At 71.6% G+C, this 22925-nt stretch carries 23 protein-coding genes; 11 read left to right on the top strand and 12 right to left on the bottom strand.

Going from position 1 to position 22925, the window contains the following annotated elements:
- The first annotated feature begins 19 nt into the window (after nucleotides 1-19).
- From GA0070612_RS12830 to GA0070612_RS12840, 3 genes are all read left to right on the top strand, one after another.
- A complete protein-coding gene (locus GA0070612_RS12830; protein WP_088988096.1) occupies nucleotides 20-769 on the top strand; it encodes a sugar isomerase domain-containing protein in 750 nt (249 codons plus the stop codon).
- A 152-nt stretch (nucleotides 770-921) separates the two neighbouring features.
- Nucleotides 922-1425 (top strand): DUF6328 family protein, encoded by a 504-nt coding sequence (locus GA0070612_RS12835; protein WP_088988097.1) that lies wholly within the window; start codon nucleotides 922-924, stop codon nucleotides 1423-1425.
- Between the two features lie 86 nt (nucleotides 1426-1511).
- Nucleotides 1512-3509 (top strand): acyl-CoA dehydrogenase family protein, encoded by a 1998-nt coding sequence (locus GA0070612_RS12840; RefSeq protein WP_088988098.1) that lies wholly within the window; start codon nucleotides 1512-1514, stop codon nucleotides 3507-3509.
- Nucleotides 3510-3711: 202 nt separating this feature from the next.
- Here GA0070612_RS12840 and GA0070612_RS31830 read toward each other — a convergent pair whose 3' ends face one another.
- From GA0070612_RS31830 to GA0070612_RS12875, 8 genes are all read right to left on the bottom strand, one after another.
- Complete coding sequence (locus GA0070612_RS31830; protein WP_167393621.1) at nucleotides 3712-3879, bottom strand: hypothetical protein; 168 nt, start codon at nucleotides 3877-3879, stop codon at nucleotides 3712-3714.
- 180 nt (nucleotides 3880-4059) lie between these two features.
- Nucleotides 4060-4749, bottom strand: a complete 690-nt coding sequence (locus GA0070612_RS12845; protein ID WP_231924542.1) for a hypothetical protein — start codon at nucleotides 4747-4749, stop codon at nucleotides 4060-4062.
- 86 nt (nucleotides 4750-4835) lie between these two features.
- Complete coding sequence (locus GA0070612_RS12850) at nucleotides 4836-5234, bottom strand: Fur family transcriptional regulator (protein WP_088988099.1); 399 nt, start codon at nucleotides 5232-5234, stop codon at nucleotides 4836-4838.
- Nucleotides 5231-5530, bottom strand: a complete 300-nt coding sequence (locus tag GA0070612_RS12855; RefSeq protein ID WP_088988100.1) for an ArsR/SmtB family transcription factor — start codon at nucleotides 5528-5530, stop codon at nucleotides 5231-5233. Before GA0070612_RS12855 ends, GA0070612_RS12850 begins: the two co-directional genes overlap by 4 nt.
- Before the next feature lie 43 nt (nucleotides 5531-5573).
- Nucleotides 5574-6440 (bottom strand): metal ABC transporter permease, encoded by an 867-nt coding sequence (locus GA0070612_RS12860; RefSeq protein ID WP_088988101.1) that lies wholly within the window; start codon nucleotides 6438-6440, stop codon nucleotides 5574-5576.
- Nucleotides 6441-6443: 3 nt separating this feature from the next.
- Nucleotides 6444-7205, bottom strand: a complete 762-nt coding sequence (locus GA0070612_RS12865; RefSeq protein WP_088988102.1) for a metal ABC transporter ATP-binding protein — start codon at nucleotides 7203-7205, stop codon at nucleotides 6444-6446.
- On the bottom strand, nucleotides 7202-8146 hold the full coding sequence (locus GA0070612_RS12870) for a metal ABC transporter substrate-binding protein (RefSeq protein ID WP_088988103.1): 945 nt from the start codon (nucleotides 8144-8146) through the stop codon (nucleotides 7202-7204). The genes GA0070612_RS12865 and GA0070612_RS12870 overlap by 4 nt, the downstream gene beginning before the upstream one ends.
- A gap of 62 nt (nucleotides 8147-8208) precedes the next feature.
- Complete coding sequence (locus tag GA0070612_RS12875; RefSeq protein WP_088988104.1) at nucleotides 8209-8466, bottom strand: hypothetical protein; 258 nt, start codon at nucleotides 8464-8466, stop codon at nucleotides 8209-8211.
- 29 nt (nucleotides 8467-8495) lie between these two features.
- On the opposite strand from GA0070612_RS12875, the gene GA0070612_RS12880 reads away from it, so the two are divergent.
- The 4 genes from GA0070612_RS12880 (at nucleotide 8496) to dusB (ending at nucleotide 12072) form a co-directional block, all read left to right on the top strand.
- A complete protein-coding gene (locus GA0070612_RS12880) occupies nucleotides 8496-8837 on the top strand; it encodes an antibiotic biosynthesis monooxygenase (protein WP_088988105.1) in 342 nt (113 codons plus the stop codon).
- Between the two features lie 24 nt (nucleotides 8838-8861).
- On the top strand, nucleotides 8862-9341 hold the full coding sequence (locus tag GA0070612_RS12885) for an Rv0361 family membrane protein (RefSeq protein ID WP_088988106.1): 480 nt from the start codon (nucleotides 8862-8864) through the stop codon (nucleotides 9339-9341).
- Nucleotides 9342-9455: 114 nt separating this feature from the next.
- Nucleotides 9456-10835, top strand: a complete 1380-nt coding sequence (locus GA0070612_RS12890; protein WP_088988107.1) for a glycine--tRNA ligase — start codon at nucleotides 9456-9458, stop codon at nucleotides 10833-10835.
- Nucleotides 10836-10914: 79 nt separating this feature from the next.
- Nucleotides 10915-12072 carry a tRNA dihydrouridine synthase DusB gene (dusB, locus tag GA0070612_RS12895; protein ID WP_088991465.1) on the top strand — a complete coding sequence of 386 codons (1158 nt, stop codon included), beginning with the start codon at nucleotides 10915-10917 and terminating at the stop codon, nucleotides 12070-12072.
- 770 nt (nucleotides 12073-12842) lie between these two features.
- Here dusB and GA0070612_RS12900 read toward each other — a convergent pair.
- Both GA0070612_RS12900 and GA0070612_RS12905 read right to left on the bottom strand, forming a co-directional pair.
- Nucleotides 12843-13505 carry a C39 family peptidase gene (locus GA0070612_RS12900; RefSeq protein ID WP_088988108.1) on the bottom strand — a complete coding sequence of 221 codons (663 nt, stop codon included), beginning with the start codon at nucleotides 13503-13505 and terminating at the stop codon, nucleotides 12843-12845.
- A gap of 449 nt (nucleotides 13506-13954) precedes the next feature.
- The gene (locus tag GA0070612_RS12905) at nucleotides 13955-15703 is read right to left on the bottom strand and encodes a beta-N-acetylhexosaminidase (RefSeq protein ID WP_088988109.1); all 1749 of its coding nucleotides are present in this window, start codon (nucleotides 15701-15703) and stop codon (nucleotides 13955-13957) included.
- A 242-nt stretch (nucleotides 15704-15945) separates the two neighbouring features.
- Here GA0070612_RS12905 and ppdK point away from each other — a divergent pair, with 242 nt between their 5' ends.
- On the top strand, nucleotides 15946-18654 hold the full coding sequence (gene ppdK, locus GA0070612_RS12910) for a pyruvate, phosphate dikinase (RefSeq protein ID WP_088991466.1): 2709 nt from the start codon (nucleotides 15946-15948) through the stop codon (nucleotides 18652-18654).
- Nucleotides 18655-18697: 43 nt separating this feature from the next.
- On the opposite strand, the gene GA0070612_RS12915 is transcribed toward ppdK, so the two are convergent.
- On the bottom strand, nucleotides 18698-19126 hold the full coding sequence (locus GA0070612_RS12915) for a roadblock/LC7 domain-containing protein (protein ID WP_231924543.1): 429 nt from the start codon (nucleotides 19124-19126) through the stop codon (nucleotides 18698-18700).
- Between the two features lie 39 nt (nucleotides 19127-19165).
- Between GA0070612_RS12915 and GA0070612_RS12920 the strand changes: the two genes are divergently transcribed.
- Genes GA0070612_RS12920 through GA0070612_RS12930 form a run of 3 tightly spaced genes read left to right on the top strand, consistent with a single transcriptional unit; the run spans nucleotide 19166 to nucleotide 21632 of the window.
- Nucleotides 19166-19513, top strand: a complete 348-nt coding sequence (locus GA0070612_RS12920; protein ID WP_088988110.1) for a VOC family protein — start codon at nucleotides 19166-19168, stop codon at nucleotides 19511-19513.
- Nucleotides 19503-20768, top strand: coding sequence for a deoxyguanosinetriphosphate triphosphohydrolase (locus GA0070612_RS12925; protein WP_088988111.1), 1266 nt, complete (start codon nucleotides 19503-19505; stop codon nucleotides 20766-20768). The genes GA0070612_RS12920 and GA0070612_RS12925 overlap by 11 nt, the downstream gene beginning before the upstream one ends.
- Nucleotides 20769-20783: 15 nt before the next feature.
- Complete coding sequence (locus tag GA0070612_RS12930) at nucleotides 20784-21632, top strand: siderophore-interacting protein (RefSeq protein ID WP_088988112.1); 849 nt, start codon at nucleotides 20784-20786, stop codon at nucleotides 21630-21632.
- Nucleotides 21633-21639: 7 nt separating this feature from the next.
- Here GA0070612_RS12930 and GA0070612_RS12935 read toward each other — a convergent pair whose 3' ends face one another.
- Nucleotides 21640-22845, bottom strand: coding sequence for a low temperature requirement protein A (locus tag GA0070612_RS12935; protein ID WP_157742462.1), 1206 nt, complete (start codon nucleotides 22843-22845; stop codon nucleotides 21640-21642).
- Nucleotides 22846-22925: the final 80 nt, after the last annotated feature.

Here is a 22925-nt window from a genome sequence, read left to right on the forward strand (position 1 = left end):
ATCGGACGACGGAGGACGCATGACGGTGAGTGCCGAGGACTACCTGGCCGTGGTGACCGAGACGATCGGCCGGGTGGCCGCCAGCCAGCGGGAGGCGGTGGGCCGGGCCGCCGACCTGATCGCCGAGGCCGTACGCGCCGACGGTGTGGTGCACGCGTTCGGCACGGGGCACTCGGAGGCCCTCGCCATGGAGATCGCGGGTCGGGCGGGTGGTCTGGTGCCGACCAACCGGATCGCGCTGCGTGACCTGGTGCTGCTCGGCGGTGAACCCGCCGACCGGCTCGGTCCGATGCTGGAACGGGACCCGAGCGTGGCGCACCGCCTCTACGAGTTGGCCCCGGTGCGGCCCACCGACGTGTTCGTGCTCGCCTCGAACTCCGGTGTCAACGGGGCGATGGTGGAGTTCGCCGGCTTGGTCAAGGAACGCGGCCACGGGCTGGTGGCGATCACCTCGGCGCAGCACTCCGGCCGGATGACCTCCCGGCACCCGTCCGGGCGCAAGCTGAGCGACCTCGCCGACGTGGTGCTCGACAACGGAGCCCCGTACGGCGACGCGACCCTGCCCCTTCCCGGCGGTGGCGCCGTCGGCGCGGTCTCCTCGATCACCGCGGCCCTGCTCGCCCAGCAGGTCACCGTGGAGGTGGTGGCGCGGTTGCTGGCGGCGGGGGAGCGGCCCCCGGTCTACCTGTCAGCGAACATCCCGGACGGCGACGCGCACAACACCGAGCTGGAGACCCGGTACGCGGGCCGCATCCGGCGCGGGTCCTGAGACCGTCGCCGGTGCCCCGCCCCGACGGCGGACTGCGTCTGCGAAGTGAACGGGAGATGTCGTGAACCTGTTTCGCGCTCGGCCGGGTGGGGCATTGGCGTTGCTGCCGGCGGCCGGGACCGCCGGCAGTAGCGTCTCACCGGAGGTAGCGCGTGTCCAAGGAGACCGAGAAGCAGCGCTGGCAGCGCAACTTCGCCGACCTGCTCCAGGAGTTGCGGGTCGCACAGACCGGCGTGCAGATCCTCTTCGCCTTCCTGCTCACCCTGCCGTTCAGTAACGGGTTCACCCGGACCAGCGAGTTCCAGCGGGACGTCTATATCGTCGCGCTGCTCGCGGCGGCAGCCGCCACCGCAATGATCATCTCGCCGGTGGCGTTCCACCGGGCGCTGTTCCGGCAGGGCCGCAAGCCGGAGCTGGTGCGCTTCGCCCACCGGATGGCCAGCGGGGGCCTCGCCTTCATGCTGATCGCGATGGTCAGCGCCGTACTGCTGATCACCGACTTCGTGCTGGACCGGCCGATCGCCTTCCTGCTCACTGCCCTGACCGGCGTCTGGTTCCTCACGTTCTGGATGATCCTGCCGTTCGCCCGGCGCAACTGGGGTGAGGACGACATCGACGACGATGACGACGACCCGGACACCAGCATCGGCCGCTGACCACCTCGATCCGCACGCACCGCTACCCCTGGGTAACAACCGGGGGTAGCGTGGCGGTAGCCGCATCGAGCTTCGAGGGGGCAGCCGTGACCACGACGCATAACGGCCGACCGGCACCGGACGATCCCGACTCCCCAGCCACCACCGGCGCCGCCGCGCCGCTGCCGGCAGAGGCCGGGCAGGTCTCCGAGAAGGAGGCCCGACAGGTCGCCGAGGCCGCCCGGGAGTCCACCTGGGACCGACCCAGCTTCGGCAAGGAGCTGTTCCTCGGTCGGTTCCGGCTCGACCTGATCGACCCGTGGCCCCGGTCCGACCCGGGCGACGCCGCCCGCGCCGAGGCCTTCCTCGGCCGGTTCCGCACCTTCCTGACCACCGAGGTGGACGGCGCGGCCATCGAACGCGACGGCTCCATCCCGGACTCGGTGTTCCATGGCCTGGCCGACCTCGGCGCGTTCGGCATGAAGATCGACCGGAAGTACGGCGGGCTCGGCCTCAGCAACCTGCACTACTGCCGGGCGCTGATGCTCGCCGGTTCGGTCAGCCCGGCCATCGGCGCGTTGCTCTCCGCCCACCAGTCGATCGGTGTGCCGCAGCCGCTGAAGATGTTCGGCACCGGCGAGCAGAAGCAGACCTTCCTGCCCCGCCTCGCCGCCGGCGAGGTGTCCGCCTTCCTGCTCACCGAGCCCGACGTCGGCTCCGACCCGGCCCGGCTGGCCACCACCGCCGAGCCGACCGAGGACGGCACCGGCTACCGGCTCAACGGGGTGAAGCTGTGGGCCACCAACGGCATCGTGGCCACTCTGCTGGTCGTGATGGCCCGGGTGCCGGCCGGCGAGGGGCGTCGAGGTGGGATCACCGCCTTCGTGGTGGAGGGTGACAGCGAGGGCATCACCGTCGAGCGCCGCAACGAGTTCATCGGCCTGCGCGGCCTGGAAAACAGCCTCACCCGGTTCCACGACGTGTTCGTGCCCGCCGAGAACGTCATCGGCGGCGAGGGCAAGGGGCTGAAGATCGCCCTGACCACGCTGAACACCGGCCGGCTCTCCCTGCCGGCGATGTGCGTGGGCGCCGGCAAGTGGGCGCTGAACGTGGCCCGGGGCTGGGCCGCCGACCGGGTCCAGTGGGGTCGGCCGGTGGGCGAGCACGAGGCGGTCGCGCAGAAGCTCTCCTTCATCGCCGCCACCACGTACGGCATGGAGACCATGCTCGACCTCTGCTGCCTGCTCGCCGACGACGACCGTAACGACATCCGGATCGAGGCGGCGCTGGTCAAGCTGTACGCCAGCGAGATGGCCTGGACGATCGCCGACGAGCTGATCCAGATCCGGGGCGGGCGCGGCTACGAGACGGCCGACTCGCTGGCCGCCCGGGGCGAACGCCCGGCCGCCGTCGAACAGATGCTGCGCGACCTGCGGATCAACCGGATCTTCGAGGGCTCCACCGAGATCATGCACCTGCTGATCGCCCGGGAGGCGGTCGACGCGCACCTGTCGGTGGCCGGCGACATCATCGACCCGGACGCCGGGTTGGGCCGCAAGGCCAGAGCCGGCGCCCGCGCCGGTGCGTTCTACGCGAAGTGGCTGCCCACGCTCGCCGTGGGCCGGGGGCAGAGCCCTTCGGCGTACGCCGAGTTCGGGCCGCTCGCCGCACACCTGCGCCAGGTGGAGCGGTCGTCGCGCAAGCTGGCTCGCTCGACGTTCTACGCGATGTCGCGCTGGCAGGGAAAGATGGAGCGCAAGCAGGCGTTCCTCGGCCGTGTGGTGGACATCGGCGCCGAGCTGTTCGCGATGTCAGCGGTCTGTGTCCGGGCCTCCGCCGAACGGGACACCCGACCGGAGAACGTCGAGCTGGCCGACCTGTTCTGCAGGCAGGCGCGGGTGCGGGTCGACGCCCTGTTCGCCGCGCTGTGGGACAACACCGACTCGGTCGACACCGTCGCCGCGAAGCGGATCCTCGCCGGCCGGTACGCGGGCCTGGAGGAGGGTGTGATCACCCCGTCCGACGAGCTGCCCTGGGTCGCCCGCTGGGCTCCCGGCCCGTCCGCCGCCGAAGACGTTCGCCGCCGAATCCCACCGAAGCCGTAACCCCGCCGCCTCGTGCGCTGTCTGGCTTGATCGACTGCGTATTGGCGAGGTGGTGGTGTCCCGCCTCGATACCGCCGACCTGGAGTCGATCAGCCGGCCGCCAGTGCGGAGGGCTGCGCGGAGGGCTGCCCGGCCGCCAGTGCGGAGGGCTGCGCGGAGGGCTGCCCGGCAGCCAGTGCGGAGGGCAGTGCGGCAGCGGCGGTCAGCGGGAGACCGCCCAGGCCAGCACGCCCGCCAGGATCAGACCGTTGAGCCCGGCCAGCGCCAGGTACGCCGCCGGCGGGATCTTCTTGCCCCGCCGGAGGAAGGCAACCAGGACAGCGGCGTAGCCGAGCAGCAGGACGGCGATGACGACGAGGAAGTAGAACACCCGGAGACCTTAGCGGCCCGGGCCGCTCTGGCCCGAGTCGGCGCAGCGCACACGCCCAGCGGGCCCACCACGCTTCCCTTGATCAAGTGATGGAAAGTAGCTCAGAGACAGCACGGAGACCTACTCTTCATCATTTGATCAAGGCGGGCCGCGGTGGCGACCCGTGGCGCGGGTGGGGTCTTAGCGGTCCCGGGTGCGGAGACCGAGTTGGCGCAGCTCCAACGCGGCCAGCGCGTCGACTGTGGCGTCGTCGCCGCGCCGCCACGCCTCGGCGACGTCCGGCGCGATCCGGGTCAGCCGGCCCAGTGGCTGGGTGGCCAACGCGCGCAGGGCGAGCAGGTCCCGGCCGGCGGGCCCGGCGGCCAGTTTCGCGGCCGACCCGGCCCGGCGCATCCAGCGCACCCGCAACGGCAGCCAGCCGAAGAGCACCAGGCCGAGCGGGAAGATCAGCACTGCGACGGCGAGGGCGAGCGCGAGCTGGTCGACCAGGTGTTGCTGGTCCCGACCGGCGTCGGCGAGCCCCCGGGCGGCGTCGGCGGCCTGCCGGAAGGGCGCGGTCAGCTCGTCACCCACCAGCGGGACCCGACGGACCTTGCCGCCCGCGTCGGCGAGATTGTCGGCGAGGCCACTGCCGGCGCCCTCCAGCTTCTGCCCCGGTACGGCGAGCTTCTGCACCAGGTCGTGCAGCCACAGCGCGCCCCGGACCGCCGCGTACACCCAGGCGACGACGAGCAGGTCGGTGAGCAACTGACGGGCGGCGGTCGGAAACCGATCGGCATAGATTTTCACGCCGGACAGCGTGCCACGAACGACGACGCCCCGGCACCCGTCGATCGGCGGCGGCTGGGAGCAGGCGAGCTGCAGGTCCACGAACGCGATGGTGTCGCCCGGCAGGACGTACCGGTCGATCTCGACGAACCCCTGGTGGCGGGCGATCTGTCACGCGGACAGGCTGGTCAGCGGACGCAGGTCGGGCAGGTGCCGAAGATCTCCAGGGTGTGACTGACGTCGGCGTAGCCGTGCTGCGCGGCGACCCGGTCGGCCCAGCTCTCCACGGCCGGGCCGGCCACCTCGACGGTGCGCCCGCAGGCCCGGCAGACGAGGTGGTGGTGGTGCCCCTCGCTGCACCGGCGGTAGAGGTGCTCGCCGCCCGGCGGGCGCATCACGTCGATCTCGCCGGCGTCGGCGAGCCCCTGCAGGGTGCGGTAGACGGTGGTCAGGCCCACCCGTTCACCGCGTTGCCGCAGCATGGCGTGCAGGTCCTGGGCGCTGTGGAAGCCCTCCATCTCGCCCAGCAGCGCGCTCACCGCCGAGCGTTGCCGCGTGTTACGCACCGCGGCGCTGCTCTCGCTCATGATCCCTCCCCGGCGTGGCTGACGGCGTCCGCCACGATGTGCGCGACGTGCTCGTCCACGAGGCTGTAGGCGATCTCCCGACCACGGCGGGAACCGCGGACCACTCCCGCGCCGCGCAGCACCCGCAGGTGCTGGGAGACCAGCGGCTGCGCGGCGCCGAGTTTCTCCACCAGCTCGTGCACGCATCGTTCACCGTCGGCCAGCTCGCTGACGATGGCCAGGCGGATCGGCGCGGACAGGGCGCGGAGCAGTTCGCTGGCCCCGTCGAACCCGTCGTAACCCGTCGCGCTGGTCATCTTGCAACGGTAACCAATACCACCGACGTCCCGCTGATCAGGATCAGCTCAGCACGACCTCGTGCGGTTCGGGTGCTGGGGCGGGCGCCGGTGTCGCCCGGCGGCGCAGTGTCCGCCAGATGCCGCCCGCCACGGCCACGACCAGGAAGGACGCGATCGCCACCAGCACCACCGAGGCGCCGGGAGCGGTGTCCGCCGTCGCCGCCACCCAGACACCGGAGCCGGCGGCGAAGAGCCCGAGCGCCATCGCGGCGGCCATCGTGCTGCGGAACCCCCGGGTGACCTGCTGGGCGGTGGCGACCGGCACCACCATCAGCGCGCTGATCAGGAGCACCCCGACGGCCCGCATCGCGATGGTCACGGTGACCGCGGTGGCGACCGCGATCAGCAGGTTCAGCGTGCGTACCGGGAGGCCGGAGACCCGGGCGTACTCCTCGTCGTGGCTGACCGCGAAGAGCGCCGGCCGCAACGCGATCATCGTGACCAGGATCGCCGCGCCGAGCACCGCGATGGTGACCAGGTCGGCGGGCGAGATGGTGGTCAGCGACCCGAACAGGTAGGCGTTGAGGTTCGCGCTGGTCGCGTCCGAGAGGCCGACGAGCAGGACGCCGCCCGCGATGCCGCCGTAGAAGAGCAGGGCCAGGGCCAGGTCACCGGAGGTACGCCCCCGGGCGCGCACCAGTTCGATGGCGACCGCGCCGATGGTGGCGGCGATCACCGCGACCAGGACCGGTGAGCGGTTGAGCAGGAGGCCGGCCCCGACGCCGGTCAACGCCACGTGCCCGACACCGTCACCGATCAACGCCAGTCGGCGCTGCACCAGGTAGATGCCGAGCGCCGGGGCGGCCAGGCCGATCACCAGAGCGCCGATCAGGGCGCGCTGCATGTAGGGGTACTGGAAGAGTTCCATCGGTCAGTTGCTCCACAGCCCGGCGGGCTCGTCGTAGCAGTGCGGGTGCACGTGGTCGTGGTCGGGCGCCGCGTGGTGCCCGGCCGGGTCCGGTACCGCGCCGTCGTGGGCGATACGACCCTCGTGAACGACGACAGCCCGGCTGATCACCGGCCGCAGGGGGCCCAGCTCGTGCGCGACCAGCAGCACCGTCCCGCCGTCGCCGACGAAGTCGCGTAGCGCGCCGGCGAACGCCTCCTGGCTGGCCGCGTCCACCCCCGCGGTGGGCTCGTCGAGGACCAGCAGCTCCGGTTTGCCGGCCAGGGCACGGGCGATCAGGGTGCGCTGCTGCTGGCCGCCGGAGAGCGTGGCGACCGGGTCACCGGCCCGGTCGGCGAGCCCGACGGCGAGCAGCGCGGCGTCGACGGCGGCGCGGTCGGCGCGGCCCGGTGGGCGGAGCACCCCCCGGCGGGCCAGCCGGCCGGAGGCCACCACCTCACGGACGGTGGCCGGCACACCGCCGCCGGCGCCCAGGCGCTGCGGGACGTACCCGATGCGGGCCCACTGCCGGAAGCGCCGCAGCGGCCGGTCGAAGAGGGTGACCGAGCCGGCGCTGAGCGGCACCAGCCCGAGTACGGCGCGGATCAGTGTCGACTTGCCGGACCCGTTGGCGCCGAGCACCGCGACGACCTCGCCGGCGGTCACGGTGAGCGAGATGTCCCGGAGCACGGGGCGGCCGTCGTAGCCGACCACCCCGTGCTCGACGGTGATGACAGGTGCGGTCACGAGCAGCTCAAGGCCGTCTGCAGGGTCTGCAGGTTGGTACGCATCACCGAAAGGTAGTCCCCGTTGCTGCCGGCGGCGAGCCCTTCGATCGGGTCCAGCACGGCGGTCCTCGCGCCGACCTGGCCGGCGATGGTCTCGGCGACCTTCGGGCTGACCAGCGTCTCGAAGAAGATCGTGGTGGCCTGGTGCTCCTTCGCCTCCTCGATCACGTGCGCGAGCCGCTGCGGCGAGGGCTCGACGTCCGGGCTCAGCCCGGTGATGCCGACCTGGTCGAGCTGGTACCTGTCGGCGAGGTAACCGAACGCCGCGTGACTGGTCACGATCTCCCGCCGCTGGCAGGTCGCCAGGCCGGTCTTGAACTCGCTGTCCAGGGCCGTCAGGTCGGCGCGGAGCGTCGCGGCGCGGGCGGTGTAGTCGGCCGCGTGGTCCGGGTCGGCGGCGCCGAGCCGCTGGGCGAGCTGGTCGCCGATGCCGGCCAGCCGGGTGGGGTCGAGCCAGACGTGCGGGTCCTTGCCGCCGCTGTCCTCGGTGTGACCCTCCTCGCCCTCGTGGTCGTGCCCGCCGGCGGAGGCGTCCAGCAGCGGCTGCACGCTCGTCACGTCGAAGGCCCGGTCGCCGCCGTTCTGCGCGACGGCGTCGTCCACGGCCGGCTGGAAACCCTTGAGGTAGACGATCAGCTCCGCGTCACTGACCTGGCCGACCTGGCTCGGGTTGAGCTCCAGGTCGTGCGGCTCGGCACCGGGCTTGGCCAGGTTGGTCACCCGGACGGCGTCGCCGCCGATCCGCTCGGAGAGGAACTGGAGGGGGTAGAACGCGGCCACCACGTCGACTCTCTTCGGGTCGGCGCCGGCCGAGTCACCGGTGGAGCAGCCGGCCCCGGCGCCCAGGGCGAGCAGGGCGGCCGCGGCGGCCAGGACGCGGTACGTGGAGCGGTTAATCATGTGAACAACTGTCCGTGGCAACGATAATGATTGTCAAAAACGCATGAACGCATGATTGCATGTCAGAGCAGCTTCGCGAGGCCGACAGTCACGAGCAGGGTCAGCATCAGCAGCCGGATCAGGCGGGTCCGCGGCGCCTGAACCGCCCAGGTCGTCGCCAACAGGGCGATCAGACCCGCGGCGAGCGCCAATGTCAGCAGCCCGCCGACCACCCCCGGCGTGAAGAACGCCACCAGCACCACCACCAGGGTGAGCAGGAACACCGACGTCGGGTTCGCCCCGGCCAACCGGGCGAGCAGAGGGCGCTGCGTACGCTGCATCCCACAGACTCTACGAGGAGGGGACCCCGTTGCTGGTGACCAACCGGTTCGTGGTCGACGTCGATGTCGCCGACGACTTCACCGAACGGGCGCACGCCGCCCTCACCGCCCTGGCCGCCCGCCCCGGCTACCTGCGCGGTCAACTGGTCCGGGCACTCGACGACCCCCGGTACTGGTCGCTGGTCACCGAATGGGAGTCCGTCGGCACCTACCGACGGGCGCTCGGCGCCTTCGACGTCAAGGTCAGCGCCGTGCCGCTGCTCGCCGAGTCGGTCGACGAGCCCTCCGCGTACGAGGCGCTGGCCGTCGCAGCACCCGGGGGAGCGGTGGTCGTCGCCGAGAGTGATCGGGCTGCGGGTCCTTACCGCTGAGCCGCCGGACACTACGCTGCTCCTATGACCGCACCCGCCCCGCCACCCGGACCCGGGGTGGCTCCGCCGTTCGCCGCGCCGCCCACCGAGGGCCGCCGCACCCGGCTCTGGCTCGGCCTCGGCGTCGGCGCGCTCGCCGTGCTGCTCTGCTGTGGTGGGGGCGGCACCGCCGTCGTCGGCCTGGCCGTCAGCGGCGTGCAGGCGATCCGGGAGCAGGCCCGCACCGTGACCGGCGACTACTACCAGGCGCTCGTCGAACGCAACTACGGGCGGGCGTACGACCAGCTGTGCGACGACGCGCAGCGGCGTGAGTCCCGGCCCGAGTTCGAACGGCGTGCCGCCGCCGAGCCGCAGGTCGCGGCGTTCCGGATCGGTGAGGTGGACACCACCACCCTGACCGTTCCCGTCGACGTGACGCTCGCCGGCGGCGATCGGGAGCAGCAGCAGGTCAGCCTCGGCCAGGACGGGCAGACCGGGGGCGTGGAGGTCTGCGGGGTCAGCTGACCCGCCCCCGGTATTCTGCTGGGCTCAGGGCCCCGGTGGTCGTACCGTGGTCCCGAACTGACCGTTCCATCCACATCTCGCCCCCGCCGACCGCCAGCCGGCGTAGGAGGAAACATGCCAGCCGACCGTATCGACGCCGTCGTCAGCCTCGCCAAGCGCCGAGGCTTCGTCTTCCCCTCCAGCGAGATCTACGGGGGCACCCGATCGGCGTGGGACTACGGTCCGCTCGGCGTGGAGCTCAAGGAGAACGTTCGCCGGCAGTGGTGGAAGACCATGGTCCAGCAGCGCGACGACGTGGTCGGTCTCGACTCCGCCGTCATCCTGGCCCGCAAGGTGTGGGAGGCGTCCGGCCACATCGCCGAGTTCGTCGACCCGCTGACCGAGTGCCAGTTCTGCCACAAGCGCTTCCGGGCCGACCACCTGGAGGAGGCGTACGCCGAGAAGCACGGCAAGCCGCTGACCTCGCTGTCCGAGCTGAACTGCCCCAACTGCGGCAACAAGGGCACCTTCACCGAGCCGAAGATGTTCAACGGCCTGATGAAGACCTACCTGGGCCCGGTGGAGAGCGACGAGGGTCTGCACTACCTGCGCCCGGAGACCGCGCAGGGCATCTTCGTGAACTACAAGAACGTCGAGACGGTCGCCCGCAAGAAGCCCCCGTTCGGCATCGCGCAGACCGGCAAGTCGTTCCGCAACGAGATAACGCCGGGCAACTTCATCTTCCGGACCCGCGAGTTCGAGCAGATGGAGATGGAGTTCTTCGTCGAGCCGGGCACCGACGAGCAGTGGCACGAGTACTGGCTCCAGGAGCGCTGGAACTGGTACCTCGACCTCGGCCTGTCGGCGGACAATCTGCGCCTCTTCGAGCACCCCAAGGAGAAGCTCTCGCACTACTCGAAGCGGACGGTGGACATCGAGTACCGCTTCCAGTTCGGTGGCAGCGAGTTCGCCGAGCTGGAGGGCATCGCCAACCGCACCGACTTCGACCTCTCCACGCACAGCAAGCACTCGGGCGTCGACCTGTCGTACTTCGACCAGACCAAGAGTGAGCGCTGGATGCCGTACGTCATCGAGCCGGCCGCGGGTCTGACCCGCGCCGTGCTGGCCTTCCTGCTGGAGGCGTACGACGAGGACGAGGCGCCGAACACCAAGGGCGGCGTGGACAAGCGCACCGTGATGCGGTTCGACCCGCGGCTCGCCCCGGTCAAGGTGGCGGTGCTGCCGCTGTCCCGCAACGAGGCGCTGTCGCCGAAGGCCAAGGACCTCGCGACCCTGCTGCGCAAGCGCTGGGTGGTGGAGTTCGACGACTCGCAGGCGATCGGCCGCCGCTACCGCCGGCAGGACGAGATCGGCACCCCGTTCTGCGTGACAGTCGACTTCGACACGCTGGACGACAACGCCGTGACGGTGCGCAACCGGGACACCATGGCCCAGGAGCGGGTCTCCCTGGACCAGGTCGAGCGCTACCTGATCGAGCGACTTCCGGGCTGCTGAGACGCTGCGCACGGGGCCTCGGCCGACGCGATGAGCGCCGGTCGGGGCCCCGTACACTTGTGCGGTGACTGCCTCGACCATGCCCGTGCTGCGGCCGTTGACTCTCGGGCCGTACCAGGTGTGGCCGCCGGTGGTGCTCGCCCCGATGGCCGGGATCACCAACGTCGGGTTCCGCCGGCTCTGCCGGGAGCAGGGCGGCGGCATCTACGTCTGCGAAATGATCACCACGCGTGCGTTGGTCGAGCGCAACCCGAAGACGCTGCGCATGATCGCTTTCGGCGACGACGAGAAGCCGCGCAGCCTCCAGCTCTACGGCACCGACCCGGAGATCACCGCAGCCGCCGTCCGGATCGTGGTCGAGCGCAACCTGGCCGATCACATCGACCTCAACTTCGGCTGCCCGGTCCCCAAAGTCACCCGACGCGGCGGCGGTGCGGCGTTGCCGTGGCGGCGTCGGCTCTTCGCCCGACTGGTGAAGGCCGCCGTGGACGCCGCGGCACCGTCCGGGGTGCCGGTCACGGTCAAGATGCGCAAGGGTATCGACGACGACCATCTGACGTACGTCGAAGCGGGCCTGGCCGCCCAGGACGCCGGCGTGGCCGCGGTTGCCCTGCACGGGCGGACCGCGTCGCAGCGGTACTCGGGCACCGCCGACTGGGACGCGATCGCCACCCTGAAGCAGGCCCTCGACGTGCCGGTGCTCGGCAACGGTGACATCTGGGAGGCCGACGACGCGCTGCGGATGGTCGCGCACACCGGCGTGGACGGCGTGGTCGTCGGTCGCGGCTGCCTGGGCCGGCCGTGGCTCTTCGCCGACCTGGAGGCCGCCTTCAACGGCCGGCCGGAACGGCGACTGCCCACCCTCGGCGAGGTGGCGGCGACCATGCGCCGGCACGCCGAGCTGCTGGTGGACCAGTTCGTGGCGGGCGCCCGCAACCCGGCCCGAGGCGAACGCGACGGCTGCACCGACTTCCGCAAGCACGTCGCCTGGTACCTCAAGGGTTTCCCGGTCGGCGGCGAACTGCGCCGCTCACTGGCGATGATCGAGAGCCTGGCCCAGCTCGACGACCTGCTCGGCAAGCTCGACCCGACCGAGCCGTTCCCGGTGGCCACGCTGGGCCAGCCGCGCGGGCGCACCAACTCGCCGGGCAAGGTCGCCCTGCCGGACGGTTGGCTGGCCAGCCGGGACGACGACACCGTCCCCGAGGGCGCCGAGATGGACGACTCCGGCGGCTGAGCCTCTGGTCCGCGCCGGGACACCGTCAGCGGCGTGTCTCTGCTCTGCCGGCGTGTCTCTGCTCTGCTGGCGTGTCCCTGCTCTGCCGGCGTGGTCTCTTTGCAGGGGTCTTTGTCGGGTGCCGCCCTGCTTCGCTTCCGGCGGGCGCGGAGGTCGGACTCGGGGGTGCGGCAGGCTGTCGAGCTGATGTCGTAAACGAGTCAAGACCTGAGCTCGGAGTGCGCTACGCGGCACGGCGTGGCGCTGGCACGGCGCTGGCACGGCGTTTGCGCGGCGCTGGCCTTGCGTGGCGCTGGCCTCGCGTGGCGCTGGCCTTGCGTGGCGTTTGCGCGGTGCTGGCCTTGCGTGGCGTTTGCGCGGCGCTGGCCTTGCGTGGCGCTGGCACGGCGCTGGCGCAGGGTGGCGCTGCCATCGCGGCGCTCCGGATGCCGTTGCGACGCTGATTCGTCTACGACATCAGCTCCAAAGGATCCGCGATACACCTGACAGCCCCGTGCCGGGCGCGCGTTGTGAAGATCCGCGCAACACTGGGGATGTTGGTGTGTCCCGCGTGTCGGAGGTAGCACTATCGCCGATGTTGTGAGGATCTTGGGCGCGGGGCGCGGGGCGCGGGGCGCGGGGCGCGGGGCGCGGGGCGCGGGGCGCGGGGCGCGGGGCGCGGGGCGCGGGGCGCGGGGCGCGGGGCGCGGACACCTGATTCGAGCATGGTGAAGGACCGGGCCCCTTGGTGGGGTCCGGCCCTTCGGTGTTCGTTGGTGTGTTGTGGTGGTTTAGCTGGTGGCGTAGCCGCGGGTGGCGATCCAGTCGGCGAGGTGCTCGACGGTGACCTCGTAGGAGGCGGTGTTCGGGTCGGCAGAGTCGGCGATCTTGACGATGTCGCCGTTGTCGCGGTAGCCGACGACGCTGATGTAGTGCCCACCCTCGAAGGAGTGGATACCACCGTCGGTGTCAGTGGTGGTGCCGGCGATGTTGGCGACCACGGCCCGGCCGTCGTCGACGGTCTTGACGACGTCGGCGCGCAGCTTGTCGGTCTGCTTGTCGTCGGCCTTGGGGGTGCTGATCTCGACGGAGTGGTAGGCGTCGTTCTTGCCGGTCTCCTTGTTCAGCACCGGGGTGATGTCGTTGATGGAGTTGGTGCCGGCCTCGGTGGTGCCCATCTCCTTGGCCATGGCGTCCACGCTGATGTCCTTGCCCTGCACGGACAGGGCGTTACGGGCGGCGGCGGGGCCGCAGTAGTAGAAGTTCGGCTGGGCTTCGTAGCGCACACCCAGCTGACGCTCGCCGTGGCCGTTGCGGTCGGTCTGCGTCTGCGACGCGGGCTTGCTGGTGTTCGGGGCGGCGAAGGCGGTGGTGACGGGTCCGGCGATGGCGCCGCCGGTGAAGGCGAGGCCGGCGGCGGTCAGGGCGGTCTTACGAATCAGATCGGTACGCATGATGGCGTGCTCCTCTGCTTCATCGGGGGAACCCGCACGACTCAAGGGGGACGGCCATGCGGGGAAAGTTCACTGCCCGGCGACCCGGTGGGGCCGGCGTCGGGACAGACCACAACGGTCCGGGGCGGCGGATCATTCCGCCGGGCTCCTCGGCCCGTGCTGCTCGGTGGTGCGGGGGATGTAACCGGGGCGGCCCGGCCGGTGTTCCCGGCGGCTGCCCTGCACCGGCGACCGACGGTCGCGGTGGCGTGCCAGGTATAACGACCCCGCCCGGCCGGCGATTCCGCCATCCGGGTGGCCCCGGCCACGGGACGTTACGCCTGATAACGGACATCGGGGCGGGGTGACCCACGCCGGGGCGGCGATGTGGGGGTGTTCGGGTCAAGGATGCCACCACCTCGGCGATCTGGAGTCGATCACCGAGGCGGTCGCTATGTCAGGTCAACGCCCTATCGGGTGGTGTCGGGCTGGGTGGGCACGGCTGGGTCGCGCTGTGCGGGAATGGCCGGTCCGGTCGGCCAGGGGATCTCTGGCGCGCGGTGGAAGGTGATCCCGGCGGCGTCCCACCGGTGGCCGTGGTCGGCCAGGCGGTCGCGGAAACCGGCCCAGTCGTGGGTGTCCCGGGGCGACCAGCCCAGCTCGGCGATCGCCGGGAGCCGGGGCAGGAGCAGGAACTCGATGTCGGCCAGTGAGGTGACCGACTCGGTCCAGAGCGGGGCCTCCACCCCGATGACCGCCGTGGAGGGCACGCCGGCGACGTGGGTGCCCGGATCCCAGTCGTACGCCTTCCGCACGTCGATCAGGCCGGCCCAGTCGTGCCCGATGGGGGTGTCCGCGGCGTACTTCATGTCCAGGTAGGCGTGGTTACCGGGGGAGACGATCAGTCGGGCCCCCTGGCGTACGGCCTCGGCCGTGGTGGGGTCTTCGCCGTCCGTGCCCCACCACTGGAGGACCCGCCCGTCGACGGGGGCGGCCGGCGCGAGCTGGTGCCAGCCGACGACGGTCTTGCCGAGGCCGGCGACGATGCGTTGGACCCGCTCGACGAAACCGGTGTAGACCTCGCCCTTCACCTTGAACGCCTCGTCGCCGCCGATGTGCAGCCAGGGCCCGGGTGTGATCGCGGCCAGTTCGCCCAGGACGTCCGCGATGAAGTCGTACGTCCGGTCGTCGGCCGGGTCGACGTAGCTGAAACCCACCTCCGTGCCGGTGTACGGCTGCGGCGCGATCTTGTCCGGTGCCAGCTCCGGGTAGGCGACCAGCGCCGAGTTGGTGTGCCCGGGGAGGTCGATCTCCGGGACGACGGTGATGTGCCGGGCGGCCGCGTAGGAGACGATCCGCGTGTAGTCGGCCTTCGTGTAGAACCCGCCGGGGCTGCCACCGACAGCGGTCGCCCCGCCGACGGTGGTCAGCTTCGGCCAGGAGTCGACGGCGATCCGCCAGCCCTGGTCGTCGGTGAGGTGCAGGTGCAGGTGGTTGAGCTTGTACCGGGCCAGGTGGTCGACCACCCGCAGGACGTCCTCGACGGCGAAGAAGTGCCGGGCGACGTCGAGCATCGCGCCCCGGTACGGGAACCGGGGTGCGTCGGTGATGGTGCCGCCGGGCAGCGCCCACCGTTCGGTGACCGGGGTCGGGCTCTCGACGGCCGCCGGGAACAGTTGGCGCAGCGTCTGCACGCCGTGGAAGAGGCCGGCGGCGGTGCCGGCGGTGACGCGTACCCCATTGGTGGTGACCTCCAGCCGGTAGCCCTCCGCGCCCAGGTCGGCGGCGGTGTCGTCCAGCACCAGCGCGATGCCGTCGACCGCTGCCGGTGCGGCGGCGTCGGTGACCGGCAGCGGGTAGCCGGTGGCCGGGCGCAGCAGTGCGGCGAGCTGCTCGGCGACGGCCAGGACGGCGGGGTCGGAGCTGGCCACGATGACCGCTTCGGCCGGCAGTGTCCAGTCTCCGGCCGGGTCCGGCTGGACCTGCCGGGGGGCCGGGACGACGTCGGCCAACCGGTGCGGGGCCGCCGGGGCGAGCAGGGTGCGGGCGGCCTGCTCGGCCGTGCGGGCCAGCGTGGCCACGCCCGGTTCCTCCGCGGACAGCGACGCAGGGGTGGTGGCAGGGCCGGGGGAGTGGGCGGTCGACACGGCGGCGACTCCGGGGGTGTATTCGCGTCGGTTATGGCAAAAGTGAGGTTCACCGGTTGGCGTGCCATCCAGCGTACGACGCTCGGCGGGGGTGCGTGTTGGTGCGCGTGGAAGCGTTCCCAGAAAACGGTACGAACACGGATAGTCGTGATGGCTGTGCCAATTGTCACCGAACGGTCCCAGGTCGCTCGATGTTCGCTTAACCTTCGCCCACCGATCGGCGTCGACCCGGGATTACCGGTGGTCCGCCTCGGGGTACAGAAAACTGAACCTTCGTTAAGTGTCAATCCGGCGCGTGTGTTGTGGAGGCTCTGGTGGCAGCGCAAGAGACCGTCGATCACAAGTACGTCTACGACTTCTCCGAGGGCAACAAGGACCTCAAGGACCTGCTCGGGGGCAAGGGCGCCAACCTCGCCGAGATGACCAACCTCGGCCTGCCCGTGCCCCCGGGCTTCACCATCACCACCGAGGCGTGTCAGGCGTACCTCGCCACGGGACGGGAGCCGGACGGACTCGCCGGGCAGATCGAGGCGCACCTGGAGTCGCTGGAGCGCGCGATGGGCAAGCGCCTCGGCGACCCGCAGGACCCACTGCTGGTGTCGGTCCGCTCCGGTGCCAAGTTCTCCATGCCCGGCATGATGGAGACCGTTCTCAACGTCGGCCTCAACGACCAGAGCGTGGTCGGCCTCTCCGCGCAGGCCGGACAGAACGACAGGTTCGCCTGGGATTCCTACCGCCGCCTCATCCAGATGTTCGGCAAGACCGTCTGCGAGGTGCCGGGCGAGGAGTTCGAGCACGCGCTGGACGAGATCAAGAACGCCAAGGGCACCCACAACGACCTGGATCTGGACGCCGACGACCTGCGTGGGCTGGTCGACGCGTACAAGAAGATCTTTGTGAAGCACACCGGTCGGGAGTTCCCGCAGCAGCCACGTGAACAGCTCGACCTCGCCATCCGGGCGGTCTTCGAGTCGTGGAACGCCGAGCGCGCCGTGCTCTACCGTCGCCAGGAGCGGATCCCGGCCGACCTCGGCACCGCGGTCAACGTGGTGACCATGGTCTTCGGCAACCTCGGGCCCGACTCCGGCACCGGGGTCGCGTTCACCCGTGACCCGGCCAGTGGGGCGCAGGGCATCTACGGCGACTACCTGGCCAACGCCCAGGGCGAGGACGTCGTCGCCGGCATCCGCAACACCGTGCCGCTGAACGAGCTGGAGCGGCTGGACAAGCAGTCCTACGACGAGCTGCTCGGGTACATGGCCCGGCTGGAGGAGCACTACAGGGACCTCTGCGACATCGAGTTCACCATCGAGCGCGGCAAGCTGTGGATGCTGCAGACGCGGGTCGGCAAGCGGACGGCCGCCGCCGCGTTCGTCATCGCCGGGCAGCTCGTCGACGAGGGCCTCATCGACCTGGACGAGGCGCTGCACCGGGTCAACGGCGCGCAGCTCGCGCAGCTGATGTTCCCCCGCTTCCAGCTCGACCACGAGTTCGAGGCGGTCGCCAAGGGCATCGGGGCCTCGCCCGGCGCGGCGTCCGGGAAGGTGGTCTTCACCTCCGCGCGGGCCGTCGAGCTGGCCGCCGAGGGGGAGTCGGTGATCCTGGTCCGCCGGGAGACCAACCCGGACGACCTGAACGGCATGATCGCCGCCAAGGGCATCCTCACCTCGCGCGGCGGCAAGACCAGTCACGCTGCCGTGGTCGCCCGGGGGATGGGCAAGACCTGCGTCTCGGGTGCCGACGAGATCGACGTCAACGTGCCGGCGAAGCGGTTCACCGTGGCCGGGCAGACCGTCGACGAGGGCGACGTCGTGTCCATCGACGGCACCACGGGCAAGGTCTACCTGGGCGAGGTGCCGGTCATGCCGTCGGAGGTGGTGCAGTACTTCGAGGGCAGCCTGGACGCCGAGCACGTCGACAACGCCCTGGTCCGGGCCGTACACCGGATCATGACGCACGCCGACGGCCGGCGGCGGCTGGCGGTCCGCACGAACGCCGACACCGGCGCGGACGCCGCCCGGGCCCGGCGCTTCGGCGCCGAGGGCATCGGCCTGTGCCGCACCGAGCACATGTTCCTCGGCGACCGGCGGGAGCTGGTCGAACGCCTGATCCTGGCCCGCGACGCGGACGGGCGGGAGGCGGCGTTGGAGGCGCTGCTGCCGTTGCAGCGGGCCGACTTCGTGGAGATCTTCCGCGAGATGGACGGCCTGCCGGTCACCGTCCGGCTGATCGACCCGCCGCTGCACGAGTTCCTACCGCCGCTGGAGCAGCTCGCGGTGAACGTGGCGGTCGCGCAGGAGCGTGGCGAGGACGTGGCCAAGGAGGAGGCGCTGCTCGCCGCCGTCCGGCGGATGCACGAGGAGAACCCGATGCTCGGGCTGCGGGGCGTCCGCCTCGGCCTGGTCATCCCGGGTCTCTTCGCGATGCAGGTCCGGGCCATCGCCGAGGCGGCCGTCGCGGTCAGCCGCGCGGGTGGCACCGCCTGCCCGGAGATCATGGTGCCGCTGGTCGGGGCCGTGCAGGAGCTGGAGACCGTACGCGCCGAGGCCGAAAAGATCATCGCGGATGTGGTCGGGGACAGCGGCGTCGAGGTGCTGATCGGCACCATGATCGAGGTGCCCCGGGCGGCGCTGACCGCCGGGCAGATCGCCGAGGCCGCCGAGTTCTTCTCCTTCGGCACCAACGACCTGACCCAGATGGGCTGGGGCTTCTCCCGCGACGACGTCGAGGGGGCGTTCTTCTGGCGTTACCTGGAGCTGGGCATCTTCGGCATCTCGCCGTTCGAGTCCATCGACCGCGACGGCGTCGGTCGGCTGGTGCGCATCGCCTCCGAGGAGGGTCGAGCGGCCCGGCCCGGCCTGAAGCTCGGCGTCTGCGGTGAGCACGGCGGCGACCCGGACTCGGTGCACTTCTTCCACGAGGTCGGCCTGGACTACGTGTCCTGCTCGCCGTTCCGGGTGCCGGTGGCCCGGTTGGAGGCCGGCCGCGCGGTGGTGGAGACCGGCGGGTCGGACAGCCGCTGACGTGGGTCGGTGGCGGACCGGACGGCCGGTCCGCCGCCGACCCTCAGATCGGCGGCCGACGCCAGGTGGGTCGGGACGGGCGGCGCAACTGCGCCGGCAGGGTCGCCATCGGTGTACGCACGGCCAGCGGCCCGTGTGCCTCCGCAACGGCGGTGGCGCCGACACCCCCACCGCGCCGGTCCACCACCGTGCCGGCCCGACGGGCCACGGCGCGGGCCTCCTCGTGCAGCGCTTCGAGATCCTCGCCGGGCGACACGGTGACCAGGGTCAGCAGGGCGGAACGCCCGGCCGGGTAGGTCACCACGCACCCGGTGGTCGTGCGGACGACCGACTCCCGGAACTCGCCACATCGGACGGTGTCGGCCACCCGGTGACCGAGCCCGAAGCTGGCCGCGGCGAGGGCGGCGAGGTGGGTGGCGTCGGAGGCGGCCCGAGGAGCTGCGGCGGGCGTAATCTTGGCTCGCTCGCACACGGCCGATTGTGGAGGCCGTCGAACGGGAAAGGTGACTGAATGACCAGCGTCTGGGAGAACCTCACCGTCGATGCCCGCGATCCGGCGCGACTGGCCCGCTGGTGGGCCGAGGCGCTCGGTTACCAGGTCGTCACCGAGAGTCCGGACGAGGTGGAGATCCGCCAGTCCGCGGACCGCCTGCCCGGCCTGGTCTTCGTGCCGGTGGCCGACGCCAAGCAGCGCAAGAACCGACTGCACATCGACCTGCGCCCCGCCGACCAGGAGGCCGAGGTCGAGCGGCTGGTCGACATGGGCGCCCGGCACGTCGACATCGGCCAGGGCGACGTCGAGTGGACGGTGCTGGCCGATCCGGAGGGCAACGAGTTCTGCGTCCTCCGTGGCAAGTGAGCTTGCGGCGGCGGACGCCCGGCTGGTCGAGGAGTCACCCAAGGACACCGGGCACCGCCGCTCACCGTACGAGCGCGACCGCGCCCGGGTGCTGCACTCCGCGGCGTTCCGGCGATTGGCCGCCAAGACCCAGGTGCACACCGCTGGCACCGACGACTTCCTGCGTACGCGGCTGACCCACTCGCTGGAGGTGGCCCAGATCGCCCGGGAGATGGGTGCCCGGTTGGGGTGTGACCCGGACGTGGTGGACGTGGCCGGGCTCGCCCACGACCTCGGGCACCCTCCGTTCGGGCACAACGGCGAGGCCGCCCTGGACCTGCTGGCCACGCCGTGCGGCGGGTTCGAGGGCAACGCGCAGACCCTGCGGGTGTTGACCCGTCTGGAGGCGAAGGTGCTCGCCCCGGACGGCTCGTCCGCCGGGCTCAACCTCACCAGGGCGTCGCTCGACGCGATCGGCAAGTATCCCTGGCCGCGCCGTCCCGGCGAGCGCAAGTTCGGGGTGTACGCCGACGACGCGGAGGTCTTCGCCTGGATCCGGGCCGGCGCGCCCGGGGACCGGCGCTGCCTGGAGGCGCAGGTGATGGACTGGGCCGACGACGTCGCGTACTCGGTGCACGACGTGGAGGACGGCATCCACGGCGGGTACGTGACGCTGCGTCCACTGCTGACCGACGCCGACGAGCGGGCCGCGCTCTGCGCCGACGTGGCGGGCGCGTACTCGGGGGAGTCCGCCGACGACCTGGCCGAGGTGCTGGTCGAGGTGCTGGCCGACCCGCTGCTCGCCCCGCTGGCGGGTTACGACGGCAGCCACCGGGCGCAGGTCGCGTTGAAGGCGACGACCAGCGGGGTGACCGGGAGGTTCGTGTCCGCCGCGGTGGCTGCCACGGAGGAGCGCTTCGGGCCCGGGCCGCACCGCCGGTACGCCGCCGACCTGGTGGTGCCCCGACTGGTCCGCGCGCAGTGCGCCCTGCTCAAGGGCATCGCGTTGCGGTACGTCATGCGCCGGTCCGGCTTCCGGGGTCGCTACGAGCGGCAGCGCACGATGCTGGCCGAGTTGGTCGCCGCGCTGGTCCGGCGTGCGCCGGACGGGCTCGACCCGATCTTCGCGGCGCTGTGGCGGGCGGCGCCGGACGACGCGGCCCGACTGCGGGTGGTGGTCGACCAGGTCGCCTCGCTCACCGACCCGGCGGCCGTGACCTGGCACACCCGCCTCGTGGGCGGAGACGCACCGCCGGCTCGCGACGGGGCAGCTTAGGCTAGCCTAACTGGCATGACGGAACGCCCCAGGAACGTCACCACGGCCCGGGTGCTGCGCACCGAGCGGCCCACCCCGCACCTGATCCGGCTCGTCCTCGGTGGGGACGAGCTGACCGGTCTGCCGGTGGGCGAGTTCACCGACCACTACATCAAGGTGGTGTTCCCGCAGCCGGGTGTCGCGTACCCGCAGCCGTTGGACCTCGCCGCGATCCGTCGGGACCTACCCCGGGAGCAGTGGCCCCGGCAGCGCGCGTACACGGTGCGGCGCTGGGATCCGCTGGCGCAGGAGTTGACCGTGGACGTGGTGTACCACGGCGACGAAGGGCTGGCCGGTCCGTGGGCTGCCGGGCTACGCCCGGGTGATCCCGTGCACTTCGTCGGCCCCGGTGGGGCGTACGCGCCGAGCCCGGACGCGGACTGGCACCTGCTGGTCGGCGACGAGAGCGCCCTGCCGGCGATCGCCGCCGCGCTGGAGCGGCTGCCCCTGGGCGCCCCGGCCCACGTCTTCGTGGAGATCGCCGACCCGGATGAGGAGCAGAAGCTGCTCAGTCCGGGGGCGGTCGAGCTGACCTGGTTGCACCGGGGCGAGCGCCCGGTGGGCGAGGCGCTGGTCGAGGCGGTGCGGGCGTTGGAGTTCCCGGCCGGGCAGGTGCACGCCTTCGTGCACGGTGAGGCGGCCTTCGTCCGGCACCTGCGCAGGCTGCTGCGCGGCGAGCGGGGTGTGCCGCTTGACCGGCTCTCCATCTCCGGTTACTGGCGCAGTGGCATGGACGACGAGGGTTGGCGATCCACCAAGGCCGACTGGAACCGGCAGGTGGCGGCCGAGGAGGAGACCCCCGTCGAGGGGGTCGGGGCGGCCTGACCGTCGCTCATCCCTCGGGCGTGCGGTTGGCCGCACCGGCCCTGGCGAGTCGACGGCTGAGCAGCACCGCGTACCCGACGACCGCGGCCGCGACCAGCGCCAGCATCAGCCTCGGCTGGCGCACCGTCGTGGTGATCACGCTGACCGACACCACCCCGTAGGCGGCGATCGCCAACCGGGCGGCGCTCGGCCGGGTCCACAGCCAGTACAGGGCCAGGCCGCATGCCGTCCACACCACTATCGACGCGCCCAGCAGCAGCCGTAACTCCAGCGGCAGGTGGGCCACGTTGTCGTCCACCAGCCGAACCACCTGCCCCAGCGCCCAACCGAGCAGCAGCAGCGCGCCGCCGAGCGGGATGTGCAGGTAGCTGTACGCCTGCCCCCCGCGGAGCCGAGTCTGGAGCAGGCGGGTGGTGACGAACGTGGTGTAGACCCACCACACGGCTGCCGGGATCAGGAACGCGATCGCGGCGGTGACGATCATGGGCGGCGGGGGGTGGTCCGGCACGGCGAAGAGCAGGTTGGCCAGCGCGCTACCCAGCACGATGATGGTGAACTGCCCGATCCGTTCCGGCAGGTGCCTGTTGTCCACCGGCCAGTTGTTGAGCCACCGCACACCGAGCCAGGGTGTGGCCAGTTCGATGACCATCGCGACGACCCACAGGACCGGGCGCAGCTCGGTGGGGGCTGCCAGCGACGCCAACCAGATCAGCCAGCCCGCCCCGAAGCCGATCAGGTAGACGGTCGTCACCGTGCGGGCCGCCGGACTGGTCGGGCGGGCGCGCAGGTACAGCAGGAGCAGCACCCCCCGCACGATCAGGTACCCGATCGGCAGGAGCACGCTCTCCGGCACCTCGTCGACGCCGAGCGTCATCGCGCCCGCCCCGACCAGGGCGACGAGCACCAGCAGCCGGTGCAGCGCGTCGTCCGGATCGAACCGGGTGTCGTAGTAGACCTGCCCCATCCAGGCCCACTGGACCACCACGAAGAGCCCGAGCACGGCCAGCACCGCCGTCGGTGACGGTGTCGGGTCGTCTCCCAGCCGGCGCACGACGGCCGCCAACGCGTACACGAAGATGAGGTCGAGGAAGAGTTCCAACCAGGTGGCGTGCCGGTGACCGGCCTCGTCCGCCTGCGGGGTCTGTCCGCCCAACCCCATCCACGCGGCCACCCATCCCGGCAGGTGGGGGGCTGCGGTGCGTACCCTGCGCATCTGGTCATGGTCCCCGGGCGGACCCGGCGTGCGGGCCGGAACCGCCCAGCCGGCAGCGGTGGTCGCCACACCGGCGTCCC

The organism is Micromonospora chokoriensis (assembly GCF_900091505.1).
In the GTDB taxonomy this organism is placed as follows: domain Bacteria; phylum Actinomycetota; class Actinomycetes; order Mycobacteriales; family Micromonosporaceae; genus Micromonospora; species Micromonospora chokoriensis.

Excerpts from the sequence above, each read along its gene's own strand:
- GA0070612_RS12830 (WP_088988096.1), top strand. The coding sequence starts at position 20 with ATGACGGTGAGTGCCGAGGACTACCTGGCCGTGGTGACCGAGACGATC.
- GA0070612_RS12850 (WP_088988099.1), bottom strand. The coding sequence starts at position 5,234 with ATGAGCGAGAGCAGCGCCGCGGTGCGTAACACGCGGCAACGCTCGGCG.
- GA0070612_RS12855 (WP_088988100.1), bottom strand. The coding sequence starts at position 5,530 with ATGACCAGCGCGACGGGTTACGACGGGTTCGACGGGGCCAGCGAACTG.
- GA0070612_RS12860 (WP_088988101.1), bottom strand. The coding sequence starts at position 6,440 with ATGGAACTCTTCCAGTACCCCTACATGCAGCGCGCCCTGATCGGCGCT.
- GA0070612_RS12870 (WP_088988103.1), bottom strand. The coding sequence starts at position 8,146 with ATGATTAACCGCTCCACGTACCGCGTCCTGGCCGCCGCGGCCGCCCTG.
- GA0070612_RS12875 (WP_088988104.1), bottom strand. The coding sequence starts at position 8,466 with ATGCAGCGTACGCAGCGCCCTCTGCTCGCCCGGTTGGCCGGGGCGAAC.
- GA0070612_RS12885 (WP_088988106.1), top strand. The coding sequence starts at position 8,862 with ATGACCGCACCCGCCCCGCCACCCGGACCCGGGGTGGCTCCGCCGTTC.
- GA0070612_RS12890 (WP_088988107.1), top strand. The coding sequence starts at position 9,456 with ATGCCAGCCGACCGTATCGACGCCGTCGTCAGCCTCGCCAAGCGCCGA.
- dusB (WP_088991465.1), top strand. The coding sequence starts at position 10,915 with ATGCCCGTGCTGCGGCCGTTGACTCTCGGGCCGTACCAGGTGTGGCCG.
- GA0070612_RS12900 (WP_088988108.1), bottom strand. The coding sequence starts at position 13,505 with ATGCGTACCGATCTGATTCGTAAGACCGCCCTGACCGCCGCCGGCCTC.
- GA0070612_RS12920 (WP_088988110.1), top strand. The coding sequence starts at position 19,166 with ATGACCAGCGTCTGGGAGAACCTCACCGTCGATGCCCGCGATCCGGCG.
- GA0070612_RS12930 (WP_088988112.1), top strand. The coding sequence starts at position 20,784 with ATGACGGAACGCCCCAGGAACGTCACCACGGCCCGGGTGCTGCGCACC.
- GA0070612_RS12935 (WP_157742462.1), bottom strand. The coding sequence starts at position 22,845 with ATGCGCAGGGTACGCACCGCAGCCCCCCACCTGCCGGGATGGGTGGCC.